This window comes from Xenorhabdus bovienii, assembly GCF_024721015.1.
Lineage (GTDB): Bacteria > Pseudomonadota > Gammaproteobacteria > Enterobacterales > Enterobacteriaceae > Xenorhabdus > Xenorhabdus bovienii.
Genome location: NZ_JANAIF010000091.1, coordinates 1 through 11,736, shown reverse-complemented (window position 1 = coordinate 11,736; position 11,736 = coordinate 1). Strand labels below are relative to the sequence as shown.

General features: G+C 54.6%; 18 protein-coding genes. 2 read left to right on the top strand and 16 right to left on the bottom strand.

Going from position 1 to position 11,736, the window contains the following annotated elements:
* The 14 genes from NXS07_RS17140 to NXS07_RS17075 form a co-directional block, all read right to left on the bottom strand.
* A partial coding sequence (locus tag NXS07_RS17140; RefSeq protein ID WP_258087224.1) for a baseplate J/gp47 family protein occupies positions 1 to 734 on the bottom strand: 734 nt, incomplete at its 3' end.
* Between the two features lie 4 nt (positions 735 to 738).
* Positions 739 to 1,080, bottom strand: coding sequence for a GPW/gp25 family protein (locus tag NXS07_RS17135; RefSeq protein WP_258087223.1), 342 nt, complete (start codon positions 1,078 to 1,080; stop codon positions 739 to 741).
* Positions 1,080 to 1,715, bottom strand: coding sequence for a phage baseplate assembly protein V (locus NXS07_RS17130; protein WP_258087222.1), 636 nt, complete (start codon positions 1,713 to 1,715; stop codon positions 1,080 to 1,082). The genes NXS07_RS17135 and NXS07_RS17130 overlap by 1 nt, the downstream gene beginning before the upstream one ends.
* A 66-nt stretch (positions 1,716 to 1,781) precedes the next feature.
* Complete coding sequence (locus tag NXS07_RS17125; protein WP_258087221.1) at positions 1,782 to 2,417, bottom strand: phage virion morphogenesis protein; 636 nt, start codon at positions 2,415 to 2,417, stop codon at positions 1,782 to 1,784.
* A gap of 1 nt (position 2,418) precedes the next feature.
* Complete coding sequence (locus NXS07_RS17120; protein ID WP_258087220.1) at positions 2,419 to 2,835, bottom strand: phage tail protein; 417 nt, start codon at positions 2,833 to 2,835, stop codon at positions 2,419 to 2,421.
* Complete coding sequence (gene lysC / locus NXS07_RS17115; protein ID WP_308686631.1) at positions 2,828 to 3,013, bottom strand: Rz1-like lysis system protein LysC; 186 nt, start codon at positions 3,011 to 3,013, stop codon at positions 2,828 to 2,830. The genes NXS07_RS17120 and lysC overlap by 8 nt, the downstream gene beginning before the upstream one ends.
* Complete coding sequence (locus tag NXS07_RS17110; protein ID WP_258087218.1) at positions 2,976 to 3,356, bottom strand: hypothetical protein; 381 nt, start codon at positions 3,354 to 3,356, stop codon at positions 2,976 to 2,978. The genes lysC and NXS07_RS17110 overlap by 38 nt, the downstream gene beginning before the upstream one ends.
* Positions 3,353 to 3,745 (bottom strand): M15 family metallopeptidase, encoded by a 393-nt coding sequence (locus tag NXS07_RS17105; RefSeq protein ID WP_258087217.1) that lies wholly within the window; start codon positions 3,743 to 3,745, stop codon positions 3,353 to 3,355. The genes NXS07_RS17110 and NXS07_RS17105 overlap by 4 nt, the downstream gene beginning before the upstream one ends.
* On the bottom strand, positions 3,738 to 4,058 hold the full coding sequence (locus NXS07_RS17100; protein ID WP_258087216.1) for a phage holin, lambda family: 321 nt from the start codon (positions 4,056 to 4,058) through the stop codon (positions 3,738 to 3,740). Before NXS07_RS17100 ends, NXS07_RS17105 begins: the two co-directional genes overlap by 8 nt.
* 3 nt (positions 4,059 to 4,061) lie before the next feature.
* Positions 4,062 to 4,265, bottom strand: a complete 204-nt coding sequence (locus tag NXS07_RS17095) for a tail protein X (RefSeq protein ID WP_038248650.1) — start codon at positions 4,263 to 4,265, stop codon at positions 4,062 to 4,064.
* Positions 4,265 to 4,729: a head completion/stabilization protein gene (locus NXS07_RS17090; RefSeq protein ID WP_258087215.1), complete on the bottom strand. Its 465-nt coding sequence runs from the start codon at positions 4,727 to 4,729 to the stop codon at positions 4,265 to 4,267. Before NXS07_RS17090 ends, NXS07_RS17095 begins: the two co-directional genes overlap by 1 nt.
* 84 nt (positions 4,730 to 4,813) lie before the next feature.
* Positions 4,814 to 5,476, bottom strand: a complete 663-nt coding sequence (gene gpM / locus NXS07_RS17085) for a phage terminase small subunit (RefSeq protein ID WP_038216673.1) — start codon at positions 5,474 to 5,476, stop codon at positions 4,814 to 4,816.
* Positions 5,476 to 6,609: a phage major capsid protein, P2 family gene (locus NXS07_RS17080; protein WP_258087214.1), complete on the bottom strand. Its 1,134-nt coding sequence runs from the start codon at positions 6,607 to 6,609 to the stop codon at positions 5,476 to 5,478. The genes gpM and NXS07_RS17080 overlap by 1 nt, the downstream gene beginning before the upstream one ends.
* 14 nt (positions 6,610 to 6,623) lie before the next feature.
* On the bottom strand, positions 6,624 to 7,451 hold the full coding sequence (locus NXS07_RS17075; protein WP_258087213.1) for a GPO family capsid scaffolding protein: 828 nt from the start codon (positions 7,449 to 7,451) through the stop codon (positions 6,624 to 6,626).
* Between the two features lie 140 nt (positions 7,452 to 7,591).
* Between NXS07_RS17075 and NXS07_RS17070 the strand changes: the two genes are divergently transcribed.
* A complete protein-coding gene (locus tag NXS07_RS17070) occupies positions 7,592 to 9,349 on the top strand; it encodes a terminase ATPase subunit family protein (RefSeq protein ID WP_258087212.1) in 1,758 nt (585 codons plus the stop codon).
* A complete protein-coding gene (locus NXS07_RS17065; protein ID WP_258087211.1) occupies positions 9,349 to 10,371 on the top strand; it encodes a phage portal protein in 1,023 nt (340 codons plus the stop codon). Before NXS07_RS17070 ends, NXS07_RS17065 begins: the two co-directional genes overlap by 1 nt.
* A gap of 362 nt (positions 10,372 to 10,733) precedes the next feature.
* Here the strand turns inward: NXS07_RS17065 and NXS07_RS17060 are convergent, their stop codons facing one another.
* Both NXS07_RS17060 and NXS07_RS17055 read right to left on the bottom strand, forming a co-directional pair.
* Positions 10,734 to 11,159 (bottom strand): hypothetical protein, encoded by a 426-nt coding sequence (locus NXS07_RS17060; protein ID WP_258087210.1) that lies wholly within the window; start codon positions 11,157 to 11,159, stop codon positions 10,734 to 10,736.
* Positions 11,160 to 11,227: 68 nt separating this feature from the next.
* A complete protein-coding gene (locus NXS07_RS17055) occupies positions 11,228 to 11,560 on the bottom strand; it encodes a hypothetical protein (RefSeq protein WP_258087209.1) in 333 nt (110 codons plus the stop codon).
* Positions 11,561 to 11,736 lie beyond the last annotated feature (176 nt).

Here is an 11,736-nt window from a genome sequence, read left to right as displayed (position 1 = left end):
GCCGTGTAGCGGGCCAGCCGTGCCTGCACATCCTGCAATATCGGCTCATACTCCGGTGTGGGGTAGAGGTACAGCACCGCATCAATTTCATAATCAACAATACTGGCGGACTGCACGGTCAGGCGATCAGCAACGGGGCGCACGTCCTCATCATTCAGGGCGGTATTCACGACGGCAATCAGTTCATCACTGGCCGCCCCGTTCCCGTCACGGGATAAGATGCTGACCGTGACATAAGCCGGTGCGGGACTGATGACCGAGGCATCGGCCACCTGGCCGTCCGCACTGCGTGCATAGTATTCATAAGACGCCACGGGGCCCGCCACGCTTAAACCTTCAAATGCCTGCGGAATACGGACCCGAAAATCCGCGTCCGATTCCATCACGGCAGGGACAGGCGGCACGGCGTTATTGTCGGCAGGCTGCAAGACCAAACGTCGCACATGGTTATTGGTGCCGAGCTGGTCTAAGTCGCTGCCTTTGGCATAGGCGACCATCGCCGCCCGTGCCGCTTCATTGATGCGCTGGCGCAAAAGTAATTCACGGTAGGCATTTTCCTGTAACAGCTTGGTGACAGGCTCCGATTCCAGCGCCAGTGTGCGGGTGATGGCCTCTCGCTGCGCCGGTGGGGTCAGGGAGATTAGCCGGGCTTTGCGTTCGGCAAACAGGGTTTCAAAATCCAGCGGTTCGACGACATCCGGCGGGGGTAACAGGCTTAAGTCAAGGGTTGGCATAGTCTCACCTCACAGGGACGGAAAACGTGATCGGATCGCGGGACGGCTGGTAATAGCCGTGAATATCAACGGTAGTCTGTCCGGCCGTACCTTGATTGACGGTGATAGCGGTCAGAATAATACGGGGTTCCCATTGCCGGATGGCGGTATAACAGGCGGCCATCAGTTGCAGGCGCAGCGTGGCATTTTGCGGGGCATCAATCAGTTCAGACAACAGCGAACCGTATTGGCGGCGGGCAAGGCGACTCCCGACCGGGGTCAGCAGGATGTCGCTGACTGACTGGCGGATATGGGCGATATCGGTCAGCCACTCACCTGTTTGTCGGTTCATGCCGAGATACTTCATCAGACGGGGCCGCCTGATGTGTCACCCCCTGACCGGACGCCCGTGTGTTGATGGGTATCCACAACCACGCCGTTGGAACTGAATGTGCCGCCGGTGTGTTCAATATTGCCCGTCATTTTGCCGCCGTTGCGCACGATCAGGTTGCCCGTGCTCATGAGCTGCGTACAGATGACTTCCGGTGTCTCCAGCGTGATCCGGGTACTGGCAACACAGGTGATTTCCGGGGCGGTAATATGGCCAGAGACTGAGGCCGTCACGGTGGCGGTTTGAATGCCTGTGACGGTCAATGCACCGGATTGCGGTTCATATTCCATCACCGCGCCATCAGGAAAGCGAATGTGCGCCGCTTCAGGAGACGCCGATGGGGCGGGAAATTCATCAGAAAAAATGGCCGGCAGGACAAACGCGGTGGTCAGGTCGCCGCCGATGGACAGCAATAATACCTGCTCATCCACACTCGGCGCCCACCAGGTACGGGTGTGTCCCGCTCGGGCGGTCAGCCAGTGCAGCCAGTCGGTTTCAAGGTTGCCTGTCCTGACCCGGCACAGTCCCCGCGGGGTATCCACCTGGGTGATGATGCCAATCCGGATCAGGTTGCGCAGCCGGCGCAGGAGTTCGGTTAATTGTGTGTTCATGCCCACAACATGTCATCAAAGATTTCTGTCTGCACGTGATAGGGTTTGTGTCCGCGCTGGCACACATCAGCGGGTAAGGTGGGAAAGAATTTGTTCTTCGATATGCTGGATATCCTGCGCCGTCAGTCCCAGCAACCGGCGCTCAGGGTATTTGACGGTCATGTTTTTGCCCCGCATCCGCTCCTTTAAGCCGAACTGGTGTACCCGGGCCACGGCGGCCACTTTCGGCGCGAAGAAGATCACGGCTTCCCGGTCATTAGCGGACAGGCGCAGGTAGCGGGCCGTCGCCAGCTTTTTAAACATACGGGTCTTTTTGCTGGCCTTGCGGGTGTTGATGCGGTCGGTTTTGACTTCCAGCCTGCGTTGGATATCGTTTTTGTAGAAGCTGCGAACCGCTTTACGGTCGGTATCATACCCCGTAATCACCTGGCCGTTTTTGCCTTTGCGGGTCTGCCAGTTTTTCAGGGTACGGGTTTCCCCGCGCCAGACAAACTTCATCCCGCGCTGTACGGTGAGGATCTTCGCCTTACGCTGAGTGAATCGGCTGCCGTCGGGATTACGTTGTGAGCGGATTCGCTGCATCTGACTCTGGCGTAAGTCTCGGGCGATATCACGGGCCAGTTGCTTGCGACTGGCGGGCGAAAGTTGGGTCAGCAGGGCGGCCAGTGCCGTGTCCAGGGGGTGCAGTTCGTCGTTTTCCATGTCACCACCGGTCAAACGGGTTTTCGGGTTCAGGGAGGGCGGTCACGGTGCTGGCGTCACCTTGCTGGGTGATCTGCACCCGTTCGGTCAGCTTGAGATCAATACTGATATCAGCGGTGGTGTCATTGAGAATATTGACATCAAAGGTAAAGCCGCTACGGCGGTTATCGGGATTAGCGAAGATATCCGGCTGGTGCTCACGTAGCCAGTGCCCGACCACCGCGATCAGGATATCCTGATCGCCCGGATAGGCTTCAATAATCAGGTTCAGTGTGTACTCATATTCGTAAGACAGTGACGGCGCCATCGTGGCCAGCACGGTACCGTCTTCAACAAACACATGCAGATATTCGGGGTTGTCACGCAGGTAGTTAATTTTTTCCGTGAGCCGTTCCCGCAGTAATCGGGGTTTATTCATGGGGCACCTGTCTGGTCTGTTCGATTTGCCGGATAGCCTGTTTATGCAGATTGCACTGCTCAATGACCGTCAGTAACTGTACATTCAGTAACAAACTGTCACTCCATGTCATTTTGTCGGGAATGACCGGAGGCAGACAATCAGCGAGCAGATGTGCCGGAATAGGTATCGCTGGCACCGGCACGTATTCGGTTCGTATGCTGCTGCAACCGGATAACAGCCCCATCAGGCACAAGGCGATTGGCGCAGTCATTATTGACAACAACCGTTTTGATGGCCGTCTTGGTTTGCTCAGAATCCACGGCTGACCGATCCTGGCTTTCGCGATTAATTCGTGAGATATCATTGATTATCCTGATGGATTGGAAAGCGTTGCCGGTAATGGCCTTATGATTCGTATACTGAGTCTCCAGCCCGCCATAGGCTTTGACTTTTTCCTGATACTGATAACGGGAGAGCCAAAGCAAGCCGGAGACGATAATCAGAGCGCCAAGGGTGAAATATTGGCTGTTAAATTTCATACCGGTATCTCAATATGGGGCGCATCCAGAAATTTAGTCGGCTTATCATGGGGGTTGTTCGTCCAGGTTATGCCAAACCGCAGTTTTATTCCCCGCGCTTCACCGGCTTGATGCAGGGCATTTAATACCGGAAGCCAACAGGTATAATCATTCCAGTCAGCCCCTACCGGAAGCAGGTCAACCGCATGGCCTGTCAGATGACGAGAGTTCATTGTCCGGCTTTTCTTTGCAGCGAATAACTGCTTTTGGCGTTCAAGCGTTCTGAGGCCTTCAATCACGGTGAAATCAACCGGAGACAAGATAAGCGCACGACGAACGACCGCCACCAAATCAGGATGGACGCCCTTAAGGTTATTTTCACTGCGCTGGCTAAAGGTAAAGTTATTCATTCTGTCCCCCGATCCGTTTGTTGATAGCACGGATAGCGATACCCCGTATTTTCTCAACCCCCATAAATCCAATGGCCCCCCCGATTGCCGGGGCAAAACTCCCCGGAATACCGAACATCTCTAACCCGCTGGACGCACTCCACGACAAGGCACCACAGAGCAGCGCTTCAACCCATCGGTTTTTGCGTTCTACGCCGTCATAAATCAAGCGTCCGTAACAAATCACAATGGCCAAAAGAGAGCCGGAGATCTGCGGCCACGAATTTTGCAGGCCATTGAGCAGTTCGACCCATACATCAGGTTGTTTGTCCATGTTCTAATCCCATAATTGAATCATCGGTGTCACGGGAGCGGGGGCGATGTCCGGCAGTTCAATCTCAGTGCCGTGGGGCAGGATAGCCCCCCAATCGGCCAGACCGGGATTGGCGTCCAGTACCCGCTCAGTGACGCCCTGTGTGCGTCCATAGTGGCGCCAGCAAAGGGCGTCCACGGTGTCATATTGTTGTGCGCGTACCCGCATCAAATCAGCTCCACCATCACATGATCCTGCCCCTGTATCCGGCGCAGCGCCCATTGCGCATCGCGCCACAGGTCGTCAATGGTGGTTTCCATCGACTCGGCCTTTTTCGTGCCGGGTTGGGTGGTGTCGATATCGCGGTAGCGTTCGGTCAGGCTGGCTTTGGTCAGGCAGAACACGGCGCGGTGATAGAGATAAACGAGTTCGCTTTCCTGATCGATAAGACCGGCCGGAATGGCGGCTAACGTGGCATACCCCCTGGCGATATTCAGCCGCCGCCAGGGGGTCAGCTCGCGGTTAACCTCAACAATCGCATTGGCGATGGCCTGCTTTAAGCGGGGCGGGGTTACCGTACCGTCGGTGCGCATGTCGTCCCGGTAACGCCCCATTTCGATGGCCGGATAAAACGGATCGCTGCTGATAGTCAGAGCGGCATCTTTGGCGGGTTCGGGGGCAATAAAATCCATACGGTCACCTTAAGTTAGGTGGGCGGTGGACGGGGTTTTGAGACTGTCGCCACCCCGTGCCGCCCTAGCGCGTTGGCATGTTCGTTAAGTGTGGGTGTTCTGATTGCGGATCACTCTGGCGAGCTGCTCCAAATCTTTTTTCACACCTACACGGTGGTTCAGTTCGAGCGCCCGGCTCAGTGAGCAATAAGCCGGTTGTGGCCGGTCATTATCCCGCTGGCTGTAGCCGAGCCATTTGTACAGCTCTGCCCGCACTTCGTCGGGCATATCCTGCTCGTGGGTCAGATGGATTGCCCGCTCCAGTGTGGCAAGAGGCAAGGGTGACCTGGCGGTATAGCTGCGTTGGGCGGCATCGGCAATTTCTTCCGCCACGGCGCAGCCGGTGGTGCGATTATGCCCCTGTGGCATGGTGAGATGGTATTGCAGGGCATAGCCGGCAATATCCAATGCGCCGTCATACTCCCCGGCATCAATGCGCCACAGCATGACATACATCAGCACATCGTCCTGGGCGCCATTACCGGCCTGTAACACCCCCGTCACCCACGGGGCATAATGGGGCAGTAATTTCCGCTTTAACGCGGCCTTACTCTCCATCGACTGAATGCGCTTTAACTGTTGGCGGTGTTGCCCCAGCATCAGCAGCATCTGGTTATAGCCGCCATTGTTTTGCAGGGCGGGGCCGCTCAGTTGGGCGGCTTCCCTGGCCTGCTCACGCATCCGGTGACGTTGCCACGGGCTGGTCATTACTGATCCTGGTTGTCGTTGACAGGGTCTTTTTCATGGTCGTTGACCCGGTCTTTTTCAATCACGGCACTGACCGTCTGCGGCGGTGCGGTCGAGCTTTTCGCCGGCAGCATCTCGATATTTTCAATCAGGGCCACCCCGCGATAGTCTTCAACCACATACGCTTCATTGACCGATTCGTAGTTTTCGATGCGGTCCCGTTTGGGGTTATCCAGCACCGAGCGGCGGCGGGTGCCTTCCTGATAGTAGACAGACAGGTTATCCAGCCGGGAAATCAGCAGCGCTTTGGGCGGGAAGTACGGTACCCGTATTGCCGGCAGGTTGCCGATACGTTTCTGGCTGATAATCACGTCTGCGGCCATTTTTTCGCTGTTAGGCTGGGATTGGTTGACCAGCGGGAAGTATTTGTCGGCCAGCAGTTCACGGCCACAAATCACCACCAGTTCGGTGTCGTCCTGATATTCCGGGTCAATGGCGTTGTTGACTGTATCCATCACCAGCGCGTCCAGGTTATTGAAATCACCACCCTCACCGACCCGGATCACCGTGGCAATCACTTTGCCGTTTTCGTCAATGATGCTGCTCATGACATGGGTGGGCGCATCCCGGCGGATTTTTTCCAGCCAGCCAATATTCACATCTTCCAGCATCGGGTATTGCGTGCGGTTGGAGCTTTTTTCGCGCTTGATGCCGTTCCAGCCGATCATGATGCGGTCAAGCGCCTGGCGACGAATGATGGCGTTACGGATACGTAACTGGAAATCCTGAAACTTCGCCCACAAATCCAGCTTGGCGTAACTGAGACTGGTATCAAAGTTGGTTTGCTCGCACTTGTATTCAATCGCTGTCAGGCGGGTCGGATCGGTAGTTTCACGGTCTTGGCTGTCGGTGTCGGTGGTGCCGGCAATGGTGGAGCCGACCCCTAAGCCAATCGCCTGGCCGGATTGTTCGCTGACCGGAAGCACATTGACCTTTTGCAGGAAGTCGGCGCTTTGCTGGATCTCGTCTTCCAGTGTCTGCGCCACGGACGGTTCGATCTGCACCTTGCCGCTAAAGGCGCTGGCCTCAACGCCGTGGATTTCGCCCAGTCGCGTCATGTATGCATTAAATTTAAATCGGGTTTGGTTCTTCATGGGGCTGGGTTCCTTTAGCAGTTGGTCAGGTGTTCAGTGGCGGCGTTCTGCGATCCCGGTGACAACGGGCGTTGATTGAGTTGGCGGTCTTGCTGACTCAATTGCGTGGTTAAGTCATTCAACCGGGTTTCAAGTGCGGTCTGTTTCTGTCTGAGGTCAACCACTTCGTCGATTTGTTGAGAAAATGCGCTCACGGTGTCCGTCGTGGCCTGCTGCTCTTTGGCACACAGTTCAACCGCCTGATAGACATCGTTAAAGCGGGCATCGTCCGATTGCTGTTTTTTCTGGAAGAACGTCTGGACACGGGAAAAGAGTGAGGGCTTGTCACTTTCTTCGGGTAAATCAATAAATTCGAGTACCGTCTCTTCGGCGGCGGTAAACAGGTTGTCAGCGTGCTGCTTGCGGCCATTGAGCGGATTGATAGCCGCGCCGGCACTGAACTGTAACATCTCGGTGCCGAGGCTGGCCGGGCTGTCAGTGACGGCCAGTCCCACCAGATACGCGGCGCCGGAGTCAGCAAAGTCCAGGTTGATCTCGGCCGAGGTATAAACTTTCTGGCGCTTGCGGTTCAGCTCAATCAGTTCTTCTGTCGGGGAGAGTATCCCGTACAGCCCCAGCTTGCCGGCCAGTGCGCCGTCCTTGATTTCTTCGGTGTAGACGGATTCCACATCCCCGAAGCGCGGACTCCATGAATAATTGTAATGCTCCTGGTTGATGCGGGCGCCATAGGTGGTCGGGTTGTAGTTATCCGCAATTTGGGTCAGCCAGTCACGCTGGATTTTGCGCCCGTCGGTGGTGGCGCCTTCCACACAGATACGAAACGGTTTGGATTTCTTCGGCATTGTAAGCCCCGGTTATATGGGTCAGTCATGGCCTCTTAGTTTGTGTCGTCGCGCCGGGGAAACAATAAAAGGCGGTTGTGCCGGGGCTGGCACAAAGGGCAGGCACGGAGAAATCGCGAACGGGTCTGTAGTCTGGCGGCATGAAAACGATAAACGACTTGGATCCCCGAAAACACGCGATGCACCTGTATTTCAACGGGTATCGGGTTGCGCGTATTGCGGAAATGCTCAATGAGAAATCGGCCACTATCCATAGCTGGAAACGCCGCGACAAATGGGATGACGTGACCCCGTTTGAACGGGTCGAACTGTCCCTGGAGGTACGGCTGTGTAAACTGATCGCCAAGGAGCAGAAAGAGGGCAAGGACTTTAAGGAAATCGACCTGCTGCACCGCCAGTTAGAGCGGCAGGCGCGGATTAACAAGTACAGTCACGGCGGCAATGAAACCGACCTGAACCCGAAGGTGGCCAACCGCAACAAGGGCGAACGTAAGGCACCGGAAAAGAACGTCTTTAGCGACGAACAGATCGAAAAGCTGGAAACGCTCTTTCAGGCAAACATGTTCGGTTATCAGAAAGTCTGGTATGACGAGGGACATAAACACCGTATCCGCAATATCCTGAAATCCCGCCAAATCGGCGCGACCTACTTTTTCGCCCGTGAAGCGTTTATGGATGCCTTAACGACCGGACGTAATCAGGTTTTTCTGTCAGCCAGTAAGGCACAGGCGCATGTCTTCAAGCAGTACATCCTTGAAATGGCGCGGGAAGTGGATGTCGAACTGAAAGGCGACCCGATCACCCTGAGCAACGGGGCGATACTGTATTTTCTCGGCACCAATGCCCGCACCGCGCAAAGCTATCACGGCAACCTCTATCTGGATGAATATTTCTGGATACCGCGCTTCCAGGAATTACGTAAAGTGGCTTCCGGCATGGCGATGCACAAACACTGGCGCATGACCTACTTTTCCACCCCGTCCAGCCTGACCCACAGCGCCTATCCGTACTGGTCGGGCAAGCTGATTAACCGGGGACGCGCCAAGGCAGATCGCATTGACATTGATGTCAGCCATGACGTTTTGGGCGGCGGCCTGCGGTGTGCCGACGGGCAGTGGCGGCAGATTGTCACGATTGAAGATGCGGTGAAAGGCGGCTGTACCCTGTTTGACCTTGACCAGTTACGGCTGGAATATAGCCCCGACGAGTACCAGAACCTGCTGATGTGTGAGTTTATGGACGATATTGAATCCATTTTCTCACTGCCCCTGATGCAGGGCTGCATGGTCGATAGCTGGGAAATCTGGAATGACGTCCAGCCCCTGATGCTGCGCCCGTATGGTTACAACCCCGTCTGGATCGGTTATGACCCGGCCAAGGGCGGCGAAAAGGGGGACAGCGCCGGTTGCGTCGTGATTGCACCGCCGCGGGTGCCGGGCGGTAAGTTCCGGATTCTGGAGCGGCACCAGTGGCGCGGGATGGACTTTCGCGCCCAGTCGGACGCCATCCAGCGCCTGACCGAGCAGTATAATGTGGAGTATATCGGCATTGACTCGACCGGCGTCGGGCATGGGGTTTACCAGAACGTCAAAGAGTTTTTCCCGGCGGCACGGGAGTTTGTCTATAACCCGTCGGTCAAAAACGCCCTGGTGTTGAAGGCGTGGGACATCATCAACCACCGCCGGCTGGAGTTTGACGCCGGGCAGACGGACATCGCCCAGAGTTTTATGGCTATCCGCCGTTCGACCACTGCCAGCGGCAACCGCCCGACCTATGAAGCCAGCCGCAGTGAGGAGGCCAGCCATGCCGATCTGGCCTGGGCCACCATGCACGCCCTGTTTAACGAACCGATCACCGGTGACACCCCCCAACACAGAAACATCGTCGAGGTCTACTAATGAGCCGTAAAAGTAAAAAACGCCAGCCGGTGAAAACCCCTGCCCAGTCAATGGAAGCCTTCACCTTTGGCGACCCGATCCCCGTACTGGACAAGCGCGAGGTGTTTGATTATCTGGAATGTGCCCTGATTGATAACTGGTACGAGCCGCCAATCAGTTTTAACGGACTGGCGCGGTCGTTCCGGGCAGCTCCGCACCACAGCAGCGCAATGTACGCGAAACGCAATATTCTGACCGACACCTTTATCCCCCACCGGTTACTGAGTCGCCGGACGTTTGATTCGTGGGCGCTGGATTTTTTGCTGTTCGGCAATGCCTATCTGGAACTGCGCAAGAATCTGCTGGGTCAGCCGTTGAGCCTGAAACATTGCCCGGCCAAATTCACCCGGCGCGGGGAAGACCTGGACACCTACTGGTTTGTGCGTTATGGCTATCAGAGCCAGCCGTATGCGTTCGAGCCGGGGCAGGTATTCCATCTGCTTGAACCCGACATTAATCAGGAGTTGTACGGCTTGCCCGAGTACCTGGCGGCGCTGCCGTCAGCGCTTTTGAATGAGTCGGCCACGCTGTTCCGGCGCAAGTATTACCTGAACGGCAGCCATGCGGGGTATATCCTGTATATCAGTGATGCCTCGCAAAATATTTCCGATGTGAACAATATCCGGGATGCACTGAAAAACAGCAAAGGCCCCGGCAACTTCCGCAATCTGTTCCTGTATGCCCCCGGCGGTAAGAAAGACGGTATCCAGACTATCCCGCTTTCCGAGGCGGCGGCCAAAGATGAGTTCTTGAATATCAAGGATACCAGCCGGGACGACATTCTCGCCGCACACCGAGTCCCGCCGCAGATGATGAGCATTATTCCGCAGAATACCGGCGGCTTCGGGGATGTGGAAAAAGCGGCCAAGGTCTTTGTCCGCAATGAACTGCGGCCGTTGCAAAGCAAGATGAAACAGCTTAATGACTGGCTAGGGGAAGAGGTGATCCGGTTTGAGCGGTATTCACTGGATGACGACGAATAACTGACACGACGGATTGAGCGCCGCCTGCGGGCGGTCTTTTTTTGCCTGAATAAAATATAGTTTCATTAGTAATGATTGCATAATGAAATTTGAAGTCAGCACGGCCATCAAACACCACCGCGCGCAGTCATGACCCCGCCACGCCTGCCCACTAAATGCAGTGCTTTTTATGCACCTGCCCGGGATCGTTTAAAGCGCGCCAGTGCTGGGGCTTGATGAGGTGTGAGATCTTTGTTGAATTTTGCAGATTGGTGCGGGAAATAAATACTTTTATGCAGTTAAGTAAACGAAATATCATTATCAATGAGAGGAAAGATCAATCCGCGTAAAAGCGGATTGATCTATTGAATGTGGCTAATAAATTACCAGAGTACTATTTTCCCATTTGCATCTCTTTGAGCGGGTGCCTCACCAAGCTCAGCATTTACGCAGAACTTATTGGCTTTTACCATAGCGCTTATACGCTCTTTCAGGCGTTTTTTATTGCTATCGCTAGCCGCATAGAAATTAATCACTGATTTACCATTTTTTCTATAAACATCAGCTGATTCACCGTCTTTAAAATGGACTGTATCTACACTGTAACCCCAGTATTCAGGTTTATAGCTATGCAGAATCAATGGATCATATGTTCCCCACTCATTTGCTAAACAACTTGCTAAATACTTCGGTTCATTGTCTGAGGTATACACAGCATACGGCTTGCCTTTTGCAGGCGGCTCAAATTCAAGCCCAGCACATCCAGATAGCGTTAATGCCAAGATAGAAGTGGCTATAATTTTTTTCATAAAATATTCCATATGAAATAATATTACACATAAATCATGATATTATCATTTCATGACATGTCACACCATCACAACCTCACCTCATGCCAACCCAGCGTAGCCCAACAAGCTAAATCACCTGACAAGCAGCATTCTGTCACCGGAAGTGCATCACCACATTTTTGACATTGCTGCTCTGCCAGTGTTTCCATTGTCTGACGTAATTCCGCATCATCTTTGCGGATAAGCAGCGTGAGGTATTCAACCACGTCATACGGATCGCGTCCCGGCCGTCTCAGTGCACAATTGCGTTTCAGCATGTCCAGTTCCTGACTATCGACCAGCAATTCTATCTTAGTGACGCCAGCTTCCTGCTGGCGTTGACGTTGGGCGGCTTTGCGTTCTGCGGGGGATTTCGCCATGGTGTTTATTCTCTTTGATTACCAGCGTGGATGCGGCAAACAGCACAAAAACAGCTCTTCAAAAGCCTGCGGTGACCACATGTTACGGATCTGTTCCTCATCTAAGCGATTTTCAACATCATCAAACAATGTGACTGTATCGAAAAAAGCCGATTCACCTTTGACGCAATTCCGGG